Annotated in this window: 18 protein-coding genes; 10 read left to right on the top strand and 8 right to left on the bottom strand. The window is 65.8% G+C overall.

Features of this window, described 5'->3' with window-relative positions:
• The first annotated feature begins 11 nt into the window (after nucleotides 1–11).
• A complete protein-coding gene (locus ACEN96_RS20640) occupies nucleotides 12–2,129 on the top strand; it encodes a LamG-like jellyroll fold domain-containing protein (RefSeq protein ID WP_495584939.1) in 2,118 nt (705 codons plus the stop codon).
• Here ACEN96_RS20640 and ACEN96_RS20635 read toward each other — a convergent pair.
• Together ACEN96_RS20635 and ACEN96_RS20630 are read right to left on the bottom strand one after the other, a co-directional pair.
• On the bottom strand, nucleotides 2,121–3,578 hold the full coding sequence (locus ACEN96_RS20635; RefSeq protein ID WP_495584938.1) for a sensor histidine kinase: 1,458 nt from the start codon (nucleotides 3,576–3,578) through the stop codon (nucleotides 2,121–2,123). The genes ACEN96_RS20640 and ACEN96_RS20635 overlap by 9 nt on opposite strands.
• Entirely contained in the window at nucleotides 3,575–4,240 is a 666-nt protein-coding gene (locus ACEN96_RS20630; RefSeq protein ID WP_495584937.1) for a response regulator, read from the bottom strand. The genes ACEN96_RS20635 and ACEN96_RS20630 overlap by 4 nt, the downstream gene beginning before the upstream one ends.
• Nucleotides 4,241–4,407: 167 nt before the next feature.
• Between ACEN96_RS20630 and ACEN96_RS20625 the strand changes: the two genes are divergently transcribed.
• Nucleotides 4,408–5,298, top strand: coding sequence for a MipA/OmpV family protein (locus ACEN96_RS20625; protein ID WP_495584936.1), 891 nt, complete (start codon nucleotides 4,408–4,410; stop codon nucleotides 5,296–5,298).
• On the opposite strand, the gene ACEN96_RS20620 is transcribed toward ACEN96_RS20625, so the two are convergent.
• A complete protein-coding gene (locus tag ACEN96_RS20620) occupies nucleotides 5,286–5,708 on the bottom strand; it encodes a GtrA family protein (protein ID WP_495584935.1) in 423 nt (140 codons plus the stop codon). The genes ACEN96_RS20625 and ACEN96_RS20620 overlap by 13 nt on opposite strands.
• Before the next feature lie 230 nt (nucleotides 5,709–5,938).
• On the opposite strand from ACEN96_RS20620, the gene ACEN96_RS20615 reads away from it, so the two are divergent.
• From ACEN96_RS20615 to ACEN96_RS20595, 5 genes are read left to right on the top strand one after another with little or no spacing between them, the layout of a single operon-like run.
• Complete coding sequence (locus ACEN96_RS20615; RefSeq protein WP_495584934.1) at nucleotides 5,939–6,601, top strand: response regulator; 663 nt, start codon at nucleotides 5,939–5,941, stop codon at nucleotides 6,599–6,601.
• Complete coding sequence (locus tag ACEN96_RS20610; protein ID WP_495584933.1) at nucleotides 6,598–7,968, top strand: ATP-binding protein; 1,371 nt, start codon at nucleotides 6,598–6,600, stop codon at nucleotides 7,966–7,968. Before ACEN96_RS20615 ends, ACEN96_RS20610 begins: the two co-directional genes overlap by 4 nt.
• A 25-nt stretch (nucleotides 7,969–7,993) precedes the next feature.
• Nucleotides 7,994–9,082 carry a glycosyltransferase family 2 protein gene (locus ACEN96_RS20605; protein ID WP_495584932.1) on the top strand — a complete coding sequence of 363 codons (1,089 nt, stop codon included), beginning with the start codon at nucleotides 7,994–7,996 and terminating at the stop codon, nucleotides 9,080–9,082.
• Nucleotides 9,079–10,632, top strand: coding sequence for an ArnT family glycosyltransferase (locus ACEN96_RS20600; RefSeq protein ID WP_495584931.1), 1,554 nt, complete (start codon nucleotides 9,079–9,081; stop codon nucleotides 10,630–10,632). Before ACEN96_RS20605 ends, ACEN96_RS20600 begins: the two co-directional genes overlap by 4 nt.
• Nucleotides 10,629–11,465 carry a ChbG/HpnK family deacetylase gene (locus ACEN96_RS20595; protein WP_495584930.1) on the top strand — a complete coding sequence of 279 codons (837 nt, stop codon included), beginning with the start codon at nucleotides 10,629–10,631 and terminating at the stop codon, nucleotides 11,463–11,465. Before ACEN96_RS20600 ends, ACEN96_RS20595 begins: the two co-directional genes overlap by 4 nt.
• Nucleotides 11,466–11,646: 181 nt before the next feature.
• Here the strand turns inward: ACEN96_RS20595 and ACEN96_RS20590 are convergent, their stop codons facing one another.
• Nucleotides 11,647–13,341 (bottom strand): O-linked N-acetylglucosamine transferase, SPINDLY family protein, encoded by a 1,695-nt coding sequence (locus ACEN96_RS20590; protein ID WP_495584929.1) that lies wholly within the window; start codon nucleotides 13,339–13,341, stop codon nucleotides 11,647–11,649.
• 81 nt (nucleotides 13,342–13,422) lie between these two features.
• Between ACEN96_RS20590 and ACEN96_RS20585 the strand changes: the two genes are divergently transcribed.
• The 3 genes from ACEN96_RS20585 (at nucleotide 13,423) to ACEN96_RS20575 (ending at nucleotide 16,799) form a co-directional block, all read left to right on the top strand.
• Complete coding sequence (locus tag ACEN96_RS20585; protein ID WP_495584928.1) at nucleotides 13,423–13,710, top strand: hypothetical protein; 288 nt, start codon at nucleotides 13,423–13,425, stop codon at nucleotides 13,708–13,710.
• Between the two features lie 236 nt (nucleotides 13,711–13,946).
• Nucleotides 13,947–15,056, top strand: a complete 1,110-nt coding sequence (locus ACEN96_RS20580; RefSeq protein WP_495584927.1) for a PA0069 family radical SAM protein — start codon at nucleotides 13,947–13,949, stop codon at nucleotides 15,054–15,056.
• A 210-nt stretch (nucleotides 15,057–15,266) separates the two neighbouring features.
• Nucleotides 15,267–16,799 carry a hypothetical protein gene (locus tag ACEN96_RS20575; protein WP_495584926.1) on the top strand — a complete coding sequence of 511 codons (1,533 nt, stop codon included), beginning with the start codon at nucleotides 15,267–15,269 and terminating at the stop codon, nucleotides 16,797–16,799.
• Between the two features lie 158 nt (nucleotides 16,800–16,957).
• Here the strand turns inward: ACEN96_RS20575 and ACEN96_RS20570 are convergent, their stop codons facing one another.
• From ACEN96_RS20570 to ACEN96_RS20555, 4 genes are read right to left on the bottom strand one after another with little or no spacing between them, the layout of a single operon-like run.
• A complete protein-coding gene (locus ACEN96_RS20570; RefSeq protein ID WP_495584925.1) occupies nucleotides 16,958–17,380 on the bottom strand; it encodes a hypothetical protein in 423 nt (140 codons plus the stop codon).
• Nucleotides 17,377–19,668 (bottom strand): site-specific integrase, encoded by a 2,292-nt coding sequence (locus ACEN96_RS20565; protein ID WP_495584924.1) that lies wholly within the window; start codon nucleotides 19,666–19,668, stop codon nucleotides 17,377–17,379. Before ACEN96_RS20565 ends, ACEN96_RS20570 begins: the two co-directional genes overlap by 4 nt.
• Nucleotides 19,665–21,596: a hypothetical protein gene (locus ACEN96_RS20560; protein ID WP_495584923.1), complete on the bottom strand. Its 1,932-nt coding sequence runs from the start codon at nucleotides 21,594–21,596 to the stop codon at nucleotides 19,665–19,667. Before ACEN96_RS20560 ends, ACEN96_RS20565 begins: the two co-directional genes overlap by 4 nt.
• A 9-nt stretch (nucleotides 21,597–21,605) precedes the next feature.
• The gene (locus ACEN96_RS20555) at nucleotides 21,606–22,877 is read right to left on the bottom strand and encodes a tyrosine-type recombinase/integrase (protein WP_495584922.1); all 1,272 of its coding nucleotides are present in this window, start codon (nucleotides 22,875–22,877) and stop codon (nucleotides 21,606–21,608) included.
• Between the last annotated feature and the right edge of the window lie 196 nt (nucleotides 22,878–23,073).

The raw sequence follows: 23,073 nt of genomic DNA, 5'->3' as shown, positions 1-23,073 counted from the left end.
CCTCCACGGCCATGTCTTCCAAGTCCTCGAGCGCCACGCCGCTTTCCCTGTCGTCTCTGCGTGAACTGGAGGGCCTGCCCGATCGCCAGCGCCGTCTGCTGCTGCGCGCCGGCCTGGGCGTGTCGCTGGGCGGCTCGGCCGTCCTGTCGGCCTGCGGCGGCGGCGGCGACAGCGGCGGCGACGCCAGCGGCGATCCCGCGCAAGGCCAGGCGGCGACGCAGGTCTCGAGCTTCGCGCTGGCCGTGCTGCCCGACACGCAGTTCTATTCGCGCTACGCGACGACCGACGAGAACCTCCAGTTCCAGCGCAAGTACGGCTCGACGCCTTACATCGCCCAGACCAAGTGGATCGCCGACAACGCCGCGGCGCTGCGCATCCCCTTCACCATCCACCTGGGCGACGTCGTCGACCAGCAGGGCAAGCCGCTGCAATGGCAGGTCGCGGACGCCGCGATGAAGGTGCTCGAGTCGGCCAAGATGCCGTACGCCATCCTGGCGGGCAACCACGACGTGATCTCCGATGTCGACTACGTCGACGCCAGCAGCCAGTCGGCCAACACCGATGCGCAGCGCAATCTCGCGAAGGAGCCCTACCTGCAGGCCTTCCCGACCACGCGGGCGCAGCAGCAGGCCACCTTCGGCGGCCGCGATCCCTCGGGCTTCCACGAGTACCACGTCTTCAACGTCGACGGGAACGCCTTCATGGTGCTGTCGATGTCCTGGCGCGCCTCCGACGCCGCGATCGCCTGGGCGCGCGGCGTGATCGCCAAGCATCCGACGCTGCCGGTCATCCTGTCGACCCACCAGCTGCTCAACATCGCGGCCGACGGCGTGAGCCCGCTGGAGGTGCCCTACGGCCTGATGCTGTGGGAGAAGCTGATCCGCGACAACGACCAGATCTTCATGACCTTGAACGGTCATTACCACGGGGGCGCCCACCTGACCAAGACCAACGACTTCGGCAACGCCGTCGAGGAGATGGTGGTCGACTACCAGATGGCCTACATGGGCGGCAACGGACTGATGCGGCTCTACGAGTTCGACCTCACGAGCAACAAGATCAAGGTGCTGTCGTTCTCGCCGTGGGTGACGCAGAAGCCCACCGACACGCTCAACGAGTTCGACGTGGCCGTGCTCACCGCGCCGAACCATCAGTTCGAGATCGCCATCGATTTCAAGAAGCGCTTCGCCCGCTTCAATCCGGGCTTCACGACGCCGGCGGCCGCGAACGCGCCGATCAACGACCGCGCCAAGTCGGCGCTGCTGTCCCACTTCACTGAACCGGCCGCGAGCGCCAGGACGCCGGCCACGAGCACCTCCGACTACCCGCTGGTGGCCACCACCGTCGCCCACTGGCGCTTCTTCGGCGGCACGGACGGCGCCGTGGTGCCGGTGGGGCAGGTCATCAACGACGAGACCGGGCGCAATCCGATCGCGCGCCAGGCGCTGGCGCAGGGCGGCGCCGCGCAGGACGGCGACCTCACCTGGTCCAGCGACCACCACTACCTGTCGGCCGCGCCCGGCAGCGTGCGCTTCGCCAACTCGGTGAACTCGCCGCTGCGGATGAGCTCCTTCGCAACCGATGTCAACGCGCCGTTGAATGGCGTGAGCTTCGGCGCCGGCTACACCGTGGAAGCCTTCCTGAAGATTCCCGCGGGCTGGACCGCCTCGAACAACGCGTGGATGAACATCATGGAGCGCGAAGGCCGCCGAGGCGACGTCGCCGGCATCGACCCCGATGCCGACGGCGATGAAAGCGCGCTGATCTTCGCGATCTCCAGTCTGCGCGAGGTGCAGTGGGAAGTGACGCCGAGCACGCCGGGCACGCGCTCGCCGGCCGCCAACTTCTCCGGCGAGATCGTCACCGAGCGCTGGATCCACGTGGCGATCGTCAACGACCCGGCGCAGAACAGCACCATCATGTACGTCGAGGGCGCGCCCATCCTGCGCAACGCGTCGAACACGAACGGCATCGCCTTCACCAGCGCCACCGGCCGGATGATCGTGGGCGGCGGGGTCTACGGCGGCGCGCCGTCCAACGGCTTCCTCGGCAGCATCGGCGAGATCCGCCTGTGCAGCGAGCCGCTGACGTCGGACAAGTGGCTCACCGCGCGCCGGCGCTCATCCTGAGCGCGGCAGCGGCAGCCGCACCGTCACGCGCAGGCCGCGGCCCGTGCCGCCGGCCAGCGCGATGCGGCCGGCGTGCCGCGTGACCACCGCCCGCACGATCGCCAGCCCGAGCCCGCTGCCGGGCTCGCGCTGCGCCGGATCGCGGAAGAAGCGGTCGAACACGCGCTCGCGCAGCACCTCCGGAATGCCGGGTCCCTGGTCCTCGACCGCGAGCACGGCCTCGCCGCCGTCGCGCCGCAGGTCCACGCGCACCAGGCCGCCCGGCGGGCCGTACTTGATCGCGTTCTCGACCAGGTTGTCGGCCAGCGATTCCAGCGCGCCGCGCTGGCCGCGCACGACCAGGCCCGGCTCGGTGGCGAGCTCCAGTTCCACTCGCCGCGCCGAGGCCAGCCCGCCCAACGCGGCGAGCCGGTCCTGCAGCAGGCCTTCGAGTTCCACGTCCGTCACCGGCTCCGTCGCCGCGGCGTCGCTGCGCATCAGCGACAGCAGCTGGTTCACCAGCCGCGTCGCGCGATGGCCGCTGCTCAGCACGCCGGTCATCAGCTGGCGCTCGCGCTCGTCGCGCGTGGCCGCGCGCAGCGCCTCGACGTTCACCAGCATCGCCGCCAGCGGCGTGCGCAGCTCATGCGCCGCATCGGCGACGAAGGTCCGCTCGCGCTGCGCGCTGCCCTCGACGCGCCGCATCCAGCCGTTGATCGCGTCGACCATCATCGCCAGCTCGCGGTGGCCGTCGCGGTAGTCCAGCGGCGCGAGGTCCTGCGGCCCGCGCCGCGCGACCTCGCGCGCGACCGCGGTCCAGGGCCGCATCGCCATCACGATCGACAGCCAGGCCGGGATCACCAGGAAGGGCAGGCAGGTCAGCAGCGGCCACAGGTAGAAGCCGTCCGAGTACACGGTGCGCAGCACGTTCCAGCCGTCATCGGGCGCGAAGATCGTCACCCGCAGGCCGTCCGGCCTGGCTTCGCTGCGGGCGCCGAGTCCGCGTCCGTTCGCCTGCATCCGGACCAGCCGGCCGGTCTCGGCGGGCGGCTGGACGTCCGGCGCGTTGGGCGAGCGGTAGAGCCGCTGCGCGCCGCGCGTCACGGTGAAGGAGGGCTGCCGGTCCGGCGCCGTGTTGTAGCCCTCGACGATGGCGGAGTGCAGCAGGTCCAGCTGGCGCTGGCGGCGCTCGGGCGTGCTGGCGCTGTCATCGGCGATGGCCATGATGGTGGGATAGATCTGCGTGGACTCGAGCAGCAGCATCGCGCGGCCGCCGGCGCTCAGCAGGTAGGCCAGGCCGCAGACCCAGGCCAGCGTCAGCAGCGCCATCTGCGCCACCAGCAGCCGGCGCACGAGGCTGGGCCGCAGCGCCGATCGCACCGACATCACCGCGAGCCGCGGCAGCCGCGCGAGCTGGCGCAGCCGGCCGCGCGGCCAGGGATCGCCGGCCGGCGGGAAGCGCGCGCTCATGGGGCCTCCTGGTCGATCACGTAGCCGACGCCGCGGACGGTGCGCACCAGGCCGTCGCCGACCTTGCGGCGCAGATTGGCCATGTGCACGTCCAGCGCGTTGCTCGCGTTGCCGGCGCCGCCGGGCAGCACCTGCTCCTCGAGCGTGCGCCGCGTGACGATGCGGCCCGCGCGCATCATCAGCTGGCGCAGCAATTCGTACTCGCTGACGGTGAGGTCCACGGGCCGGCCGTCGACGCTCACGCGCCGCGTCGGCACGTGCAGCAGCACGCCGCGCAGCGACAGCGACTCGCCGTCGAAGCCGTAGCTGCGGCGCGCCAGCGCGCGGATCCGCGACAGCAGCTCGGCCAGCTCGAAGGGCTTGACCAGATAGTCGTCGGCCCCGGAGTCCAGTCCGGTGAGCCGGTCCTGCAGCGCGTCGCGCGCGCTCAGGATCAGCACGGGCAGCGTGCCGTGCTCGCGCCGCAGCCTGGCCAGCAGGTGCAGGCCGTCGCCGTCGGGCAGGCCCAGGTCCAGCAGCACCAGGTCGCAGGGCTGCTCGTCCAGCTGGCGCTGGGCGGCGGCGAGCTGGCGGGTCCAGACGACGTCCATGCCCTGGTCCGCCAGCGCGATGCGCACGCCGTTGCCCAGGTCCAGGTCGTCCTCGATGAGAAGGATCTTCATGCCGCGCATTGGACCAGCGCGCCGGCCCGGCCACGCGCGGTGGAGCCGGCGCCTTCATGCTTTCTTCATGCAGCCCAAAGGTTCACTTCATGGGGGCTTTCGACACTGCCTCCGCAATCCGGCCCTTGCCGTTTCCCCAGGTCCCGTTCCTTTACCGAGTTGTCGACATGACCGAATCCCTGAACTCCGAGCTGTTCCTCCGCCACGTCCTGCCGCGCGCCGCCGCGCTGGCCGCCGCGCTGACCTGCCTGAGCCTGTTCTCCTGCGCCGTCCGGGCGCAGAGCGCCGCGTCCACGGCCGCGCCCCCCGAGACGCCACTCAAGGCGCCGCCAAAGGCGCCGCCGGCGGCATCGACCTTCACCATCGGCGGCGGCGCCGCGGTGACGACGCGCTACGCCGGCTCCGACGAGACGCTGGTGGCCCCGCTGATCGCCGCCGAGTACACCCACACCAGCGGCCTGTTCATCGGCACGCTGCGCGGCGCCGGCTACGGCGGCGCGCTGGGTCCGGTGAGCTACAGCGCCGCGATCAGCTATCGCGGCCCGCGCTACGAGAAGAAGAAGGACGGCGCCGGCTTCGGCAGCGGCAGCAAGTACCTGAACGGCATGGGCGACGTGAAGGGCAGCGTCACCGGCAACTTCTCGGTGGGTTACGCGGTGCTGCCCTGGCTGGACCTGCAGGCGCGCACCGAGCAGCCGCTGACCAAGCGCGAGAACGGCGCGGTGTACGGCCTGGGCGTGTCGGCCAAGCTGCTGGACGATGGCAAGGACACCTGGGTGCTGAGCGCCGGCGCCAACGCCGGCGACGCCAAGTACCTGCAGACCTATCACGGCGTGACGGCGGCGCAGTCCGCGCGCACCGGCTATGCGGTGTTCACGCCCAAGTCCGGCTTCTACCAGGTCGAGGCCAGCGCGAGCTGGCAGCACAAGTTCTCCAAGAACTGGAGCGTGCTCGGCTCGGTCGGTGCGCAGCACCTGGTCGGCGATGCCGCCAAGAGCCCGCTGACGCGCCGCAAGACGACACCGGTGGCCTACATCGCCGCGGGCTACACGTTCTGAGCGGCCGCCGCCGGGTCCGCCTCCGGCATCCGGAGGAAGGCCCAGCGGCTGCTGAGCAGGTAGGTGAGGGCGGCCACCGCGACCAGCACGATCGCCAGCGCCAGCTGGTAGGGCTGGCCGCTCCAGCGCAGCATCGCGGCGTAGGCGGCCTCGTTGATCAGGAAGCCCAGGCCGGAGATCGCCGCGAAGCGCGGCGCCGAGCGCCACCACGGCGCGCCGTGCCCGCGGAAGGTCAGGCGATGGTGGCCGAGGAAGGACAGCTGCAGCGCCACCAGCCAGCCGATCACGTTGGCCGCGAGCGGGTGCCAGCCGAGTCCGCCGACGGCCGCGGTCACCACCAGCCAGTGCACCGCGGCCGCGGCCGTGCCGACCGCGACGAAGCGGGCCACGCGCGGCGCGTGCGTGGCCATGGCCTCGGGTCGCGGGGACGGCGAGGAAAGGGGCGGGGAGGGCGGCGGATGCGGCTTCATGCGGCTGTCAGCGGGCGGGCGCATTCTCGGCGCCTGGCGATTAAGGCATGGTTAAGGGCGGCCGCGCGAGCATCCGCCCTTTGCCCCGCGGCGCGCCGGTGCATCGGCCATGCCGGCGCCGCATCGGTTAGCGTTGCAGTCACGTTGCGGTCAGCGCTCTTCCCAAGGCCATGCGACTCCTGCTCATCGAAGACGACGACATGATCGGCCGCGCCGTGCGCCAGGGCCTGCTGCAGGCCGGCTTCGCGGTCGACTGGGTCACCGACGCGCGGGCGGCGCAGCTGTCCCTGTCCACCGGCGTCTACGACCTGGCGGTGCTCGACCTGGGCCTGCCGCGCGGCGACGGCATGGACCTGCTCAAGGGGCTGCGCGGCGCCGGCGATCCGTTGCCGGTGCTGATCGCCTCGGCGCGCGACACGGTCAAGGACCGCATCGCCGGGCTGGAGGCCGGCGCCGACGACTACGTGCTCAAGCCCTTCGACCTGGACGAGCTGATCGCCCGCGTGCGCGCGCTGCTGCGCCGCCATGCCGGCAGCGGCAGCCCGGTGCTCCGGCATGGCGACCTGGCGCTCGATCCGGCCCGCAAGGAAGTGACCCAGGCGGGCCGCGCGGTCGAGCTCTCGGCCCGCGAGTTCGCGGTGCTGGAGGCGCTGATGCAGAGGCCCGGCGCGGTGCTCTCGCGCGAGCGCCTCGAGGAAGCTGTCTACGGCTGGGGCCAGGAGGTGGCCAGCAACGCCATCGAGGTCCACCTGCACAACCTGCGCCGCAAGCTCGGCAGCGCGACGATCAAGAACGTGCGCGGCGTGGGCTACCGCATCGGCAACGCGCCATGAAGTCCATCGAGCGCAAGCTGCTGGTCTGGTTCCTGACGACGCTGCTGCTGGGCTCGGTGCTGGTGGCGCTGACGGCCTATGCCGTCACGCTCGCCGAGATGAACGAGGTCTTCGACAGCGACCTGCGCAACGTCGCCGAGGGGCTGGCGAACTACCACCGCGACAACGCCGCCGCCGTCCAGGCCCAGCCGCCGGTGCTGGTGATGCCCAGCGACGTGCCGGCCGACACCGACATCGAGACCTTCGCCTGGGACCGCTCGGGCCGTCGGATCTACGCCTCGGACGCGCGCGTGGCCAGCACCTACACGCGCACGCCGGGCCTGTCGCACCTGCGCATCGGCCGCGAGCGCTGGATCGTCTACACCGTCGTGCACGAGGCCGGCGTGGTGCAGGCGGCGCAGCGGCGCTCGTCGCGGCGCGTCATGGCGGGCGAGTCGGCGGCCAAGATCCTGCCCTTCCTGCTGGCGCTGGCGCTGGTGGTGACCGTGCTGCTGGTCTACGGGCTGCGGCGCGGCATGCGGCCGCTGGACGCCGCGGCCAAGGACATTGCCGGGCGCAGCGCCCGCTCGCTGGAGGCCATCGACAGCGCCTCGGTGCCGAGCGAGCTGCAGCCCATGGTCCGCGCCATCAACGGGCTGATGGCCAAGCTGGACCAGTCCTTCTCCGCGCAGCGCGAGTTCCTGAACCACGCCGCCCATGAGCTGCGCACGCCGGTCGCCGCGCTGCGGGTGCAACTGCGGCTGCTCGAGAAGAGCGCCAGCGAGGCCGAGCGCGCCGCCGCGACCGAGGCGCTGAAGCAGGGCGTGGCGCGCGCGCAGCGGTTGATCGAGCAACTGCTCGCGGTGGCGCGCACCGATCCGGTGGGCCGGCTGGAGCCGCTGATGCCGGTCGATCTCGACGAGCTGGTGCGCGCGGTGCTGGAGACGCACGCGGCGCGCGCCGAGGACTGGGGCATCGACCTGGGCGCGGAACTGCGCCGGCCGGTGGTGGTGCTGGGCGATGGGGAGCAGCTCGCGGTGCTGCTGGGCAACCTGGTGGACAACGCGCTGCGCTTCACGCCGCGCGGCGGGGTGGTGGACGTGGGCATCGACGTGGTCCAGGACCGGCCGGCGCTGTGGGTCAAGGACACCGGCCCGGGCCTGGCGCCCGAGGACCGGCCCTTCCTGTTCAGGCGCTTCTTCCGCAGCCGCTCGGCGCAGGCGGCGCCGCATGACAGCGCCGGCGGCGCCGGCAGCGGATTGGGCCTGGCGATCGTCAAGGCGATCGCGGACCGGCACGGCGCGGCGGTGGAGCTGATCGACCGGGCGGACGGACCGGGACTCGAGGTCCGCGTGAGCTTTCCGTCAGCGTCCTTAAGGACGCGATAAGGGAGGGTTTTCCACACTGCGGGGCATGTCAGATGTCCGTCCCCTTGAGCCGCGCTGGCCGGCCGCGCGGCTCACGCCGCCTGCGCCGCCGCCCGCCGCCGGCGCGCCGGCAGGCGCCGCCGGCGTGGCGCCGCGCGCGGTCCCCGACCGCGCGGCGGTCCGCGAACTCCCCCCGCGCATCTCCTGCGTCATCCCTTGCTACAACGAGGCGGCCAACCTGCGCGAGCTGCTGCCGCGGCTGAGCGCCGAGCTTGAACGCTGCAGCGAGCAGTGGGAGATCGTGCTGGTCGACGACGGCAGCGCCGACGACACGGTCGAGGTGCTGCGCCAGTGGGCGCGCCGGCCGCAGGTCGTGGCGCTGCAGTTCTCGCGCAACTTCGGCAAGGAGGCCGCGCTGACCGCCGGCATCGCACGCGCGCGCGGCGACGTCGTGGTGATGCTAGACGCCGACCTGCAGCACGATCCCGCGCTGATCCCGCAGTTCCTGATGCATTGGCGCCAGGGCGCGGACATGGTCTACGCGGTGCGCATGACGCGCGAGGACGAGCCGCTGCACAAGCGCCTGGGCACCGGCCTGTTCTACGGGCTGCTGAACCGTGAAGGGCGCTTCGAGGTCCCTGCCGGCGCGGGCGACTTCCGGCTGATGGACCGCTCGGTGGTGGACGCGCTGATGGCGCTGCCCGAGCGCAACCGCTTCATGAAGGGCCTGTACGCCTGGGTCGGCTACCGGACCGTGGCCGTGCCCTACCAGCCCGAGCCGCGCGCCCATGGCCGCACGCGCTTCCATCCGCTGCGGCTGGCGGCGCTGGCGCTGGACGGGCTGACCTCGTTCACCACCTGGCCGCTGCGCGCCGCCAGCACCGTCGGCGTGCTGCTGGCGCTGGCGGCCTTCCTCTACGGCGGCTACCTGACGGCGGTCTACCTGCTCTACGGCCATGTCGTCAGCGGCTGGACCACGATCGTGGTGAGCCTGATGTTCTTCTCGGGCCTGCAGCTGCTGTCGCTGGGCATCGTGGGCGAGTACATCGGCCGGATCTTCGAGGAGGTCAAGGGGCGTCCGCTCTACGTGATCAAGCGCGAGTGGGGCAGCGGCCTGCCCGGCGATCCGCGATGAGCCGGCCCGCTCCGATCCCGCGCCGCGAGGGCCTGCTCGCGGCGGCGCTGACGCTGCTGTGGCTGGCCTTCACCGGCTGGCTGCGGCCGCTGTCGCTGCCCGACGAGGGGCGCTATGTCGGCGCCGCGTGGGAAGGGCTGCGTCATGGCGAGTGGCTGGTGCCCACGCTCAATGGGCTGCCGTTCTTCCACAAGCCGCCGCTGTTCTACTGGATCACCGAGGCCTCGATGGCGCTGCTGGGCGTCAACGTGTGGGCGGCGCGCGCGGCGCCGCTGCTGGGCGCGCTGGCGGGCGCGCTGAGCCTGTTCGCGCTGCTGCGCCGCTGGGCCTCGCCATCGCTGGCGCGCGCCGCGCTGCTGACGCTGCTGGCGATGCCGCTGACCTTCACCGGCGCGCAGTTCGCCAACCTCGACATGCTGGTCGCGGGCCTGATCACCGCGACGATCGCGGCCGCGGTCGACGCGGCGCTGCGCATCGAGGCCGGACTGCCGCATCGCGCGATGCTGTCGGCGGCCTTCGCGCTGGCGGGGCTGGGCGTGCTGGCCAAGGGGCTGATCGGCGTCGTGCTGCCGGGCGCGGTGCTGCTGCCCTGGCTGATGCTGCGCGGCCAGTGGCGCACGCTGCGCGCGATGCTCTGGCTGCCCGGCATCGCGCTGATGCTGGCGGTGTGCGCGCCATGGTTCGTCGCGATGCAGCTGCGCTATCCGGAGTTCCTGCATTACTTCTTCATCGTGCAGCACGCGCAGCGCTTCGCGGGCGGCGGCTTCAACAACGTGCAGCCGGCCTGGTTCTTCCCGGCGGTGCTGGCGGTGGCGACGCTGCCCGCCGTGCCCTGGGTGCTCAAGGGCTGGCGCCGCGCGCTGTGGCATCCGGCGCCCGGACCCGCCGGCCTGCACTGGCTGCTGCTGTGCTGGTTCGCGGTGATCCTGGTGTTCTTCTCGATCCCGGCCTCCAAGCTGGTCGGCTACATCCTGCCGGCGCTGCCGCCGCTGGCCGGGCTGATCGCGATCGCGTGGGAGCGCGTGATCGAGCGCGCGCCCCGCTGGCGCCGCTGGGGACCGGTGTCGCTGGCGATCGGCGCGGTGGCGGGCGTGGGCGCGGTGATCGCGTTCGGCGTCGGTCCGGGCAAGTCCAACCGCGCGCTGGCCGAGGCGCTCGCGGCGCACCGCGCGCCCGGCGACCCCGTCGTGATGCTGGAGACCTATGTCTACGACCTGCCGTTCTACGCGCGATTGGGCACGCCGGCGCAGGTGGTCGAGGACTGGGACGATGCCGGATTGATGAGCCGCGACAGCTGGCGCAAGGAGCTGGGCGACGCGCGGCTGTTCGTCTCGGATGCCGCGTCGCTGCGGCGCTTCCAGACCTGGGACTCGATCGATGCCGTGCTCTGCGCTCGGCCGGTGAGCTGGGTGATCGGCGACGCGGCGCTGGCGAAGGAGCATGCCTGGCTGGGCCGCGCCGAGCGCATCGCCGAGCAGCGCCACCTGGTGCTGTGGCGCGTGCGCCCGGCCGATCTGGATTGCGCGCCGGCCGCGGGGGGCGCGCCATGACCGCGACCCGTTCCGTCTGCCTGTGCATCGATGATTTCGGTCTGCATGAGGGCATCAACGAGGCGGCGCACGCGCTGCGCCATGCGGGCCGCGTCCATGCGCTGTCCTGCATGGTGGGCGCGCCGGCGTGGACGACGGGCGCGGCCGCGCTGCGGCGCGACACGGCGGGGCCGATCGACGTCGGGCTGCATCTGGACCTGACGGCCCATCCGCTGACGATGGAGCACTCGACCTGGTCCTCGGTGTGGCTGCGCGGCGTCTTCGGTGACCTGCCGGCGGCGGGCCTGCGCGCGGAGGTCGCCGCCCAGCTCGACCGATTCGAGGATCACCTGGGCCGCAGTCCCGATTTCATCGATGGCCACCAGCATGTCCACCAGTTCCCGCAAGTGCGCGACGCGCTCTTCGACGTGCTGGTGAAGCGCTATCCCTATCGGCGCCCGTGGCTGCGTTCAACGCGCGCGGCGGGGTGGGCCTTCAAGCCGCGGCTGCTGGAACGGCTCGGCGCGGGGGCGCTGCTGGCGGACGCGGACCTGCTCGACTTCCCTCACAACGGCCGGTTGCTCGGGGTCTACGACTTCCGCGGCGGACCGGTGCGCTATGCGGCGCTGATGGCGGATTGGCTGAATGCCGCGCGGCACGGTGATCTGCTGATGTGCCATCCCAGCACGCAGGCCATCTCCGGCGACGAGATCAGTCAGGCGCGGCTCGACGAATACGAACTGCTGTCCAGCGCCCGGTTCGGCGAGCTGGTCGCGGCGGCGGCGGTGCGGCTCGATGCGATGTCGCGGCTGCTGCGGGACGAGCGCTTCGCGGCCGCGGGCGCGATGCGCTGAAGGGGACATGGCCTCCAGTAACTCCCTCGCCCCCGTGAGGGGGAGAGGGCAGGGGAGAGGGGGCTGGTGGCAAGGGCAACGGCTGTGGCACTGCGACGTGCCCCCTCTCCCTCACCCTCTCCCCCTCACGGGGCGAGGGGATAACAGCCGGGCAGCCGAATGCGCAGCGTCAGGCGCAGCGTCACGCGAGCGGCTGGGCCGGCAGCGCCGCTGGCGGCCGGCCGGCGACCGCCCGGGCCCACATCCGCTCGTAGAGCGCCTCGAGGTCGCGCGCGAAGGCGGCAGCGTCGATCCAGGGCCGGATCGCCGGCTTCGGTCCGGCGGCGAGCGCGCAGACCTGCTCGACGTACGCCGCCAGCGAATCACACACCAGGCCGGACAGGCCGGCCTGCGTCAGCAGGCTCTCCGCGACGCGCGACGCGAAGCCGTCGCCGCGCAGCGTGACCACCGGCACGCCGGCGGCGAGGGCGTCGCTGGTCGTCGTGTGGCCGTTGCAAGGCCAGGTGTCGAGCGCCACGTCCGCGGCGGCCAGGCGGTTCCAGTGGCTCGCCATGTCGGCGGGCGGCATGAACACGAGGCGCTCGGGCGGGATGCCGCGCTGCCGCGCCTCCAGGCGCAATTGCGCGTCCGCCTGCTCGCCGCCGCTGAGCTGCCAGAGCAGCGCGTCCGGCAGGCGATGCAGGATCGTCATCCAGGCGTCGAACAGCGGCGGCGTGATCTTGTAGACCGCGTTCGCCGACAGCAGCACGATCGCGTCGCCGGGCAGGCCGAGCTCGGCGCGCGGCGTCGGCTGGATCGTCCGCGTCGCGTCGCCGGGCTGGTAGCAGCGCGGCAGCTGCGCGATCCGCTCGGCGTAGACGGGCGCGTCCTCGAGCGGCGTGACGATGGCGTCGCCGATGACGTAGTCGATGAAGTCGGCGCCGCAGGTGCCGGGGAAGCCGAGCCAGGCCACCTGCACCGGCGCCGGCCGCGCGGCCAGCGCGGTGAAGCGGCTGCCGGCCGTGTGGCCCTTCAGGTCCACGGCGATGTCGACGCCTTCGGCGCGCATCCGCGCGGCGATGCCCATGGGATCGAGCTCGCCGACGTCGATGACCCGCTCGCAGGCGGCGCGGATGCGGCGCTGGAGCGCGGAGCCGTCGTCGGGGCCGTGCGAGAACAGCAGCACTTCGAAGCGCGCTCGGTCGCGGTGCTCGAGCACCTCGACCATCAACGCGGCGGTGGCGTGGGCGTGGAAGTCCGACGAGAGATAGCCGATGCGCAGCCGCGGCTTGGCGATGGCCCGCACCGCCGGCAGCGCGCGCAGGCCGCGGCTGAGGAAGCGCGTGCTGAGCCGGCCGATCTTGAGCAGGTCCGCCGGCGCATGGGGCAGGGCGGCCAGCGCGAAGGGGACGCCGAATTCGTCGCCGGCGTCCTCGGGCTTGGCGCGCAGCGCCGCATGCAGCGCCTGGAGGTTGGCGTCGAAGTCCTGCCAGCGCGCGCATTGCTGGTCGCCATGGGCCTGGTAGGCCTGGGCCATGACGCTGCCGGGCTGCAGCGCGGCGACGGTGCGGAAGCACTCCGCGGCCTCGGCCTTCATCTGCAGCGACTGCAGCGCGAAGGCGAGTTGCAGGTAGGCGTCGACGTCATCGATCTTCAGCGACAGCGCCTGCATCAACGGACCGATCGCGTCCTGCACCCGGCCGACGCGGCGCAGCGACTCGCCGAGATAGCGCTGCAGCTCGTTGGAGGCCACCTGGGCGTGCGGCTCGAGCAGCGCGACGGCCTCGGCGTAGCGCCCGCGGGTCATCTCGGCGAGCGCCGCGCGAAGCAGGTCCGGGAGCGGGTCCGTGAGCGGGTCCATCGTCGGCGGGTGCGGGGTCGTGAAGGAGTCGGCCATTGTGTGCGGGATCGACCGCGCCCAAGGCGGACATCCCGGATGGCACTGGCAATCGGCGCCGATACTGTATAAATTGACAGCATGCCGCAGCCGCCCAAGATCGCCGTTCCCCCGCTGTTCATCCAGGCCGACGCCCTCAAGGGGCGGGGCAGCGCCTGGGCGATGCCGCACCGTTTCGAATCGGTCGAGCGCGAGCAGTACGACGATGGCTGGGGCACGCTCGATCAGGAGGCCGTCGAGGAGCACGTCGCGCCGCAGACCGAGATCATCGAGGAGCACGCCAAGAAGATCGTCAGCGGCAACCAGTCGCCGGACATCGGCTTCGATCTCTCGATCAATCCGTACCGCGGCTGCGAGCATGTTATGTGAAGCAGAAAGTGTCCCTTCAAAGGACTCATTCCAAGACCTTCAAACCAACAACTGAAGCGCCCCTGTTCCCACCCCTCAAGCTTCAACCGAACACTTCGGTGTACAGAGACATGAGTACATCCCTGTTCCTTGAACTCTCATCTTCCCAGCGATGACGAGTCATCCCCTGACCTGAAGTGCGCTGTATATGTTTACAGGAAATTTCAGCCGCTTGTCGTTTCGATTGAGGCGGTCTCATGGACAGCCCTAAGTCAGCCATCGTTCGCTTCGTAAAAGGCCGTGGCGTGGGTTCAAACACTCGCTCGCGCTTCGAAAGCTGGGACCGTGACCCCTCTCTTGAACACCTTGAAGCTGAGCGACTCCATGGCGACGTCGACGAAGGCGACCAACCTTCAACCGCCACCGAGGTGACGGTGCGCGACGCACGCTCCATCCTGAGCTACAACACGTCCCCTGACATCCCTTTCAGCCAAAGCATCAATCCCTACGCCGGGTGCGAGCACGGATGTGTGTATTGCTATGCGCGGCCCACCCACGCTTATCTCGGCCTTTCGCCAGGCCTGGACTTCGAGACCAAGCTGACCGCAAAGGCGAACGCTGCGGCGCTCCTTCGCAAGGAACTCGCGAGAAGGGGCTACTTGCCCAGTCTCATCGCTTTGGGGGCCAATACGGACCCTTACCAGCCCATCGAGAGGGAACATCGCATCACGCGTTCAGTGTTGGAAGTTCTGGCCGAACACGGCGCCCCGGTCAGCATCACTACCAAGTCCGCCTTGGTCACTCGCGATATCGACATCCTTGCCCCTATGGCCGCCCTAGGGCTCGTTCGGGTGAACATCTCGTTGGCGACGGTCAATCCTGACTTGGCCCGAATCATGGACCCGCGGGCCAATGCTCCTCACCGGCGTCTTCGCGCAATGCGTGAGCTATCCGCCGCTGGAATTCCTGTCGCTGTCTTTGCCTCGCCGATGATTCCCGCGGTCAACGATGCGGACCTGGAGTCGATTCTGGAAGCGTCGGCTGAGGCCGGAGCGACCTACGCGAGCATGATTGTTTTGCGCCTTCCACTGGAAGTTCGTGACCTGTTCGTGGAGTGGCTCCGACAGCACTTCCCGCTGCGGGCCGACCACGTGATGAGCCTCATACGTCAGATGCGGGGAGGGGCGGACTACGACTCCAACTTTGGCTCACGGATGCGAGGAAGCGGCCACTACGCGCATCTGCTCCGGCAGAGGTTCACGGTAGCGCTTCGTCGATTTGGGCTGCAACGGCTAGGTGGCGAAGCAAACACCAGCCTGTTCCGCGTGCCTGACGCTCACACCGGCGACCAAGCCAGTCTCTTCTAATTCTGCATATGCCTGTCGGCTGTGTCCCAACGCGGCCCAGGAATGCCGCTGGATGGGCGGAGCGGCACAAGGGACCACGGCGCAACGGCCAGGCGCAAGGAGTTCTTTAGGCTGAAACCCGGCATGGGTGCGTTCAGAGGAGTGCGCTGGACTTCATGACGCCGGCCTCAGGCCGGAATCCTGCGGATAAGCTTTCGCGCAGGAGGAGCCATGAGCAACGAAACAGCATGGGAGCGAGCTGCCTCGGAGGAAGGAACGACGGAGTCCGAACGCATCCTCACGAAGCTTGCGAAGCGGGCGTTCCTCAGCCTATGGAGCTACCCGAACATCCACACCGACGTGGGGCGACCTGGAGCGGGAGATGGCAAAGAGCTTTGCGACCTTCTAGTCGTGTTCGGCAACGACGTTCTCCTGTTCTCGGACAAGGACTGCGAGTACCAGTCCGACGTTGATGTCGAGATAGCTTGGCCTCGCTGGTACAAGAAGGCCATCGAGAAATCTGCCAAGCAGCTTGCAGGTGCGGAGCGGTTGCTCCGGAGCTATCCGGGCCGGTTCTTCATTGACAAGGCGTGCGAGACGCCGATACCAGTTCCGCTTCCGGACGCGAGCGTTGCGAGGTACTTCCTAATCTGCGTGACCCGTGGGGGCCATGCAGCGGGCAGTCGTCACTATGGAGGCGGCAGTTCAGGAAGTCTGATGCTCGACACGAGCATCGAGGAGAGGCAGCACCTCACTCAACCCTTCACCGTGGGATTTCCCCTCCCGGGTCGCCGATTTGTCCATGTGCTGGACGAGCTAACCGCAGAAGCGCTCCTGGAGGAGCTCGACACTGTCCCAGACTTGGTGGCCTATCTGGCCACGAAGGAGGCCTATCTGAGCCAGCCGGGAATCGTGTTTTCGATTCCTGGCGAAGAGGAGCTCCTTGCCAAGTACATGCTAACGATGGAAGGCCTGGAGCACGCCTTCCCTAAGGTCCCAAAGGGCACCACCTTCGTGGGTTTTGAGGAAGGTGAATGGTCCGCCTACGTCCGAAGCCCGCAGCGTGCGGCCAAGCGAGCGGCGGACAAGGTGTCGTACATGTGGGACGCGACTATCGAGGACCAGTCGAAGTACATCAGGGCGGGCACAGCGCGTGTGGGCCCGTGGGTCGAGACAGAAGCTGTGGACCATGAGCGAATCGTCCGCGCGCTTGCTTCGGAAACTCGCGTGTCGCGGCGCCATCTGGTGGAGAACTGGATAGTTGCTCTTCAGACGAGCAACCCAGGCAACAAGTTCGCCCGGATTTTGATGACCGGGACCCCGCCAACTCGCGGATGGGTGTTCCTCACCATTCCCAAGGGCGACGAAGCTTACGAGGACTACCGTGAGCTGCGCAGCACAGTGCTTGGTACCTATTGCAGCGCCATCAAGCTGAGCGTTCCAACGCTGCAGGAAGCCGTGGGCATTGCGAGCGAGCCGTTTGCAGACGGGGAGGCATCGAGGGACTTCCTCTATGCCGACCTTCGCGAGGACATAGACGACGAAGCTCTGGCTACGCTTCGAGAGCTGATGGTGGAGCTCGACGTGCTTCAGTCCAATCCCGATGCCTACCTGTTCAAGAACTCGGTCAAAGAGTTCCCGATGCCCTTCAACGCCGGGCAGGTTCGGAAGATAGCCGGCCGAGCCGATGGATTCATGACCCGTGCCGAGCGCCGGCGGATGGACCGAGAGATTCGCAAGGCAGCAAAGAAAATGTCGCGCTGAGAGCCGGATGCCAGGTGCACCCCGCCCCATGAGTCCTCTTGCGAGCGATGGCGCCACCGGGGAGTTCAGCGCTCGTCAAACTTGCAAAGAGCAGCCTGCAGGGCTGCCCAGAGGGCCCCACGGCGCGCCAAGCGACTCGGCGCACCCTTGGAAGCGCTTCAGACCCTCTTCACGCCAGCGGCCGGAACAATCTGAAGCAGACGTAGGCGTTCCTTCATGGAGCGAGTGCCCACTGGCGTTCCGTCGGCGAGGCGATTCTCAGACAGGTTCCAACGGCCCACCAACTCGGACGCCTTCTGATGCAACCTCATGGAAACCTCGTTCCGCTCCGACTGCTTCTCCTTCGCCAAAGCCCGAGCAGCCCGGTTCGCAGCTCTCGCCGGATTCGCAATCGAAAGTATTGCTTCTCTGATTTTCGGGTAGGCCGTGTTGCGGTCCCCAATAATTCTCCGGTCGTAACCAGCAATACGAGCAACATTGGTTGCGTTCATGGCGCCGTTGCCTCCCTTCTTAACGCGCTTTAGCGCTTCCTCGAGCTTCTTTTCCGTTTCGCGTACATATCCTCGCCGAGTGCCGGTCATGACATCACCGCGTCAGGCTTCCTGAAGACTGAGAGCACCTTGGCTGCAGTCTCCTGTCGAGAGTTTTGTACCCAAAAATCAGGCGATTCTGGGCGGGGCGTGATGTTCGCGCGCGCTTCCCAATATGGACGGTGGCCGACGCTCACACTGAAGCACCCGCATCCCGCGCACATTTTGGACGTTCGTACTTCATAAGCTGGCGTCATTTGGCTCCAACTGGCTTTCCCTTGCGCCTGCCGGCAGCGTGACTCAAGGGGTTTAATCGTGATGTGACACGTGCCGTGCACATCTGGATAAATGAAATAGCCGTTCAAAAGAACAAAGTCTTTGATTACTTCGTGCCTTTCTGCATGCGACGCTGCCTCTGCCCACGCTGGGCTCCTAATCAACTCTTCGATATAAGGCGCCATCTTGCCAAAGATGACGGGATTATCTGTCATTGCTGACTCGAAGAATGCAATGGTGGCGGCGGTCTGTTCGCTGCCAAGTTCCCTTTTCAATCGCTCAACTGGCGCAAAGTAGGAGGTTGAGACAGTTGCAACATTCAAATGATGGAAGTGTCGACTGACAGGTAGGAGCATCGAACTGCGAGTGCGCAGAAGGAATGCGGCAAAAGTTTTTCGTCCCTGATGCGTTGTGATGCAGCGGCCGCGCGAACTGATGTATCGCGTAAGGTCCTCACCGGATACGCTGCGGGCCGGAAGCTGCGATAGGTCCACCTCATGGTATACAAACCTTTGTACCGCGCGACCCATCGAGGAAGTGACAACGTCGGTCACCAGTGAATCGTCAATCGGAATCGACTGCAAGTTTCGGAAGCTTTGGAATAGACCATAGGTCTTCCGTCCCTTCTTCCAGGGCAGGAATAGTTGATGTAGTACTTCAACAGCGCGCAACGTCACGGGCACCCATGACGACCCCGCGGGTCGGCATCCAATAACCCATTCCGTCGCCACTGGGCGTGAACGCTTTTTGATGACGTAGCCTTTGAGGAAGAATAATTCAAGCTTGCCGCAGTCTGAAATCTTGGACTCGACACACCCAAAAGTAAGCTTTGAATTGTTCTTAACTTCGACCGAGCAAAGTTCTGATAGGCGCATTCCGACCAGATAGCTCAACAATAAGAAGAGCGCATCGCGAAGCCGAAGAACCAAGTTCCTTACCTGCTGAAACGGCTCTTGAATAACCTCAATCACTGCATCGCGCCCATCACCGGGAGTGAGCAAAGTCTCTCGCCGTAGAGGTGAACGCCACGGTACAAGCTCACCTTCACGTGTACTGAAAGTGAACTCGGCCAAAAGCTTGTTAACCCCAGCGTAATGCTCCGGCGTTCTAAGCGCGTCGCTGCCCTGCGAAAGTTCCCGAGCGCTGAGTACTAGGTCGCGCAGCCGAAGGACGTCGTTCGATTTAAATTCCAGCCAATCCAATGCTTCTTTGAGAACGGCTAAGCAGACCTCATCCGGTAGAGGTGGGGTGATTTCTCGTGATAGTCGCGCCAGCGGGGCGATAGTTTTCTGAAGAGTGTCTCCTTGGAATGGATGCTCCTCCATGCCGCGATAGCCATGGCCGGCAAATCCCTTCCTTTGACTGAAAATGAACAGGAGGGTTTGAGCCCGACGGTTCAGTTGGTTGTAGGTCGGCCGAACATCGACCGCCGCGTCTGTCGCATCACCATTTGACGATGGAGAATCGTTCTGTTCTTCTAAAGCCTCAGGCGGTACATCGTCTTCCTGGGATTGGTCGGTCTCCGATTCCGTGTCCGGCTGCATCGCATCGCGGAAATGGTCATAGTTCTCGGCTGCAATCGCTTGCAAGTATTTTTCGCGCGCAACGTCAGCGTTGGCGACCTCAGGGCCATATCGCTTGGTGGCCGGGAATAAAAGAAGGAATGGCAGGTCCGCCAAATATTGTCTGCAAACTTGCTGGGATAAGTCAGAGAACTCCCAAATCTCCGTCTGCACCATCCATCTGAACAGCTCTCTGGCACCAATCATAAAACCTTCGAGTGACGCTAGGCTAAAGCGCAGGCCATCTTGGTCACGATTTGCCAGGAGCAGCGCGAGTAGCGTCTTGAATTGTTCTAGCAAAGCCGGGTAGTGCGTACTCAATATCCCGGGTGCCAGAGCGAACTCCCAGTAAATGATTGGCGCAACCTGTCCGGGCACTGTATTCACGTGAAAGTGCCATACGACGCTCTCCCACTCTGAAAGCAGAAGCCCGGCGAGCGCATTCGCCAAACGCGAGGTCTTCAGGGCGGGCGAAACTGACTGGCGTGAATGAGGTTTCAAGAGAGAACTCCTAAGTCGTCCAGATTCATCAGCTTTGCTGCTTCCACGATGTCGGGGTGAGCTGCAAATAGCCGAAGCCAAGTTCTATCGATGGCTTCCATTTGGGGCTGAAAGGCCGAGGACCAACGCTCAAAACTTAGGTAGTGGAAAGAGTCCTCCACCGCCTTTCTTATTTGAACTGTCCGAGCGAAGCCGTATGGGGTCAGCTGAACCATGCCAAGGGGGCATGCGGGACATTCGCAGAATCCTTCGCACAGCTTTCCCCGCTCTTGCGTGGGAAGAGGGGAGTCGTAGGGGTCCAAGCACGCCCATCCAGGAGTAGCTGAGAGCGGGTCAATTGCATCGCCGTCGCCGCGATGGTCAATTCTTCCGTCGGATGAGAGGAATCGTGCAAGTCCGTTCTGCGCATTTCCGATGGCAGCGGCCCTGCGCAATTTCGTACGCCGCCCTTCGTAGTTACGTCGATGCACAGAATCACTGGTTGTGCCCGACGCTGCAACAGTGGCCATTGGGTCGTCGCCGCTTTGCTCCCGAATGAGCTCCAATCCTGTAATGCGTACTTCCTTAATAGTGAAGTGCGGCAGCCCGTGCCTCTTGCAGAAATTCTTAAGGGCGTGGTTCCAGAGGCCACATGACTCGGTGCCGATGACGGTGCGGACGACTCCGTCTTCGTCAGTCGAAGACTTCTTTGGTCCTGCCGATGTGTTAAACCTAGAAAGCGCTCCCCACCAGTTTACGAAGATGAAGACAAGATTCTCTAGCTCGCCCGCATTGGCGCGAATTCTGCCGTTCCACTTCTTGAGAAATTCCAAGAGCGAAGACGGCGATAGTGGGTCGCTATCATCCACTGCATAAGAACGCGGGTATGGATATGCACGTGTCTTGTCGAAGAAGAGGCGAATGCGATTGGCTCCGGCTACTGTGGCGTGCTGAATGTCTGAAAAATTCAGGCGGCGCAAAGGGCTGGTATTCGCTTCGGAATAGAAGGCAAATAGAACCACGAAGGGGAAAATTGTCTCAGAGGTTGGCTGCAGACAGAATGTAGCGCGAAGCAACTCCTCCTTCCCTTTCACGGCACTTGCCAAACTCGCCGTTGCCTCTTCACGGAAGTTCGAAAGCTTTGGCACGACACCGGGGAACTGATTGGCTATGGTATTAATCAGCTTGCCGAAGAGTTCGTCATCCTGAGCATTTGCTGCATTCGATTGGGCAGAGTCAGAGCGTGCCCGCGACCAAGCGTCCCAATCTGCGTTGCATTGCTTTATGGTCGCAAGAGCGTCCCGTGCTGCAGCGGTATAGATTGCATTCCAATCTGCGTCACTGAGTTCTTCAGTGGGATTCGCTGGGCCATCACGGTCGCCCCATTTCACCTCCGGGAACTCGAGTTCGTGACCCAGCATGACGGAGTGGCGTTCAGAAGCGCGTATGGCGTCTACTAAGTGCTCCAGCGCCTTGTATTGCTTTCTTGCGGTGTCGGGCGCGCGAGGCCCATCGCCCAGCGCGGCAACTTTCCCCTTACGTTCGCGGCGTGGTGCTGTCTTGAGCCAAGTAATGAATTCCGCTATCCACGTTTGGTCGATGTCAGTTGGCGCAAGTGTTGAATAGCCTCGCTCTTCGATGAATTGCAGAACCCCGTTGCGGATTTCTCCCAACTTCACCGAGAACTGCCGATTGTGGCTTCGCGGCTTACCTCGCGTTGGCCCCGAGTTTGCCCAAAGGGTGAAGGCTTGAAGAAAGAACTCTGCTGTAGCGTGGCCGGTGACAAATTCCTTCAGCTTCTCGAGTTCGGCATAAAAGGAGTCGGAGAGCTCCCTCGGTCCCGTGAATGATTTCAAGGCAGCGTCGACAGCAACGTCTAGCTTTTTGCCTGCGGCAACTAGTCGTTCTTCACTACGGAGCTGGTCAAATATTGACGGCTTCTTAGACATGTTGCTCGGTCAAATTTTGGGGAACGATTGCATGAATCGGTCAGTGACCAGCGCTTCGAACGCAGCGCAAGCCTTCAGATAGATTCTCCGCGTTGTCTCGTCGCTGGCGTGGCGAAGCCGCACCTGGATGTCCAGCCAAGGTTCCTTCATATATTTTGCTTTGATGTGGTAATGCCAAATCGCATACGTGTGTCTGAGGTCGTGAAAAACGAATTCGGACCTCTGACGCCTCTTGCGAGTCGAAGACAGCGTTCCGTTCGGAAGAAGCTCTTGGTAGGTCTCAGTCTTGATGAACCCGCAGGCAAAGCATGCGGCCGTGAAGGCCTTTTGAATTGAGCGGGTAGTACATTTCTTGCCCGCATGCCGGCCGTACTGCGGCGGGTTAACCAGTAGCGTGTCGGCGGCTGGGTTGCAGCATTTGCGTTCGCCTTCGATATACGCGGAGATTTCGAGGAGCAATGTGCCAGGGAAGAGTGCCGGCAGAGTTTTTCCGCCTTTGCCCTTGATGGGAACCTTGTACTCCCGAGTCGGAATGATGTTGGGGTTGTTCAGAAGAACTTCTTCGATGACGGCTAAAGGCAGGCGGACCACCTCAAAAACACGCAGGGCGGCGTTGAGGGCAATTTCGCTAGCAAGTCGGTCCTTGGAGGACTGCGGAAGTTCTCCAGTTGAGTCTTGAGCGTAAGCGTTCCACTTGCGCTTCTCCTCCGATGCCCGCGGACCAAGGGTAGCGAACAGAACTTTGGCCTGGTCCGGGGTCAACGGATTGGGCATGTGCTGGTTATCAACGGCCGTTTCTGGCGGCCATTTGAAATATCGGCCTTGCGACCGCTGGCTAGCGAGCTCTAGTAGCAATTCCTTGTTCCCTCTGTCCCATTTGAAATGACTCTTCCGTGAGGCCCATCGGTAGAACTCGGCGATGGTCGCGACCAAGCGTCGAATCGTGTTCCTGCTGTACTTCCTGCCCGTCTTCAAGGACGTCGTCCGTCCGTAGGCATAGGCAAGACCCTCGATGTGCTTCTCGGTGACGTCGCACCAATCTATTGAGAAGTGCTCCAGATAGGTCAGTAAGCGAACCAAGTCCCCTGCGTAGTTGGTCAGCGTGTACTCGTAGTCGCCGGGCTGTCTCCCCTTCACCACCTCGTCATAGAGGAAGATAAGTCCAGGCTCAAAAATCGTCCCGTCTTCCTCCGTCGAAATGACGGGGAACCCGTCTGGAAGCAGCGACGGATACTTTGGGCTGTGGCAGCGTGTAATGCGCCACGTTAGCGGTGCATTCATGGCAGCCTCCAGTCAGCGAGGCCCGTAATGTGCCAGCCAGAAACCAATTTCGCAATCCACTTTTTATCACTTTGGTAGTATCATATTTTCCCATAACATACTGCTATACAGCTGCTGTAGATAATATAGGCAATAGTATATTTGCTGCGCTGTTAATCTCGGGGCTGGACGGGCAGAGGCGCATCCACTGCCGGCC

This window comes from Roseateles sp. Mitsp63, assembly GCF_059491535.1.
The sequence above is the reverse complement of the archived record's forward strand: the minus strand, read 5'-3'. Positions and strand labels throughout refer to the sequence as shown.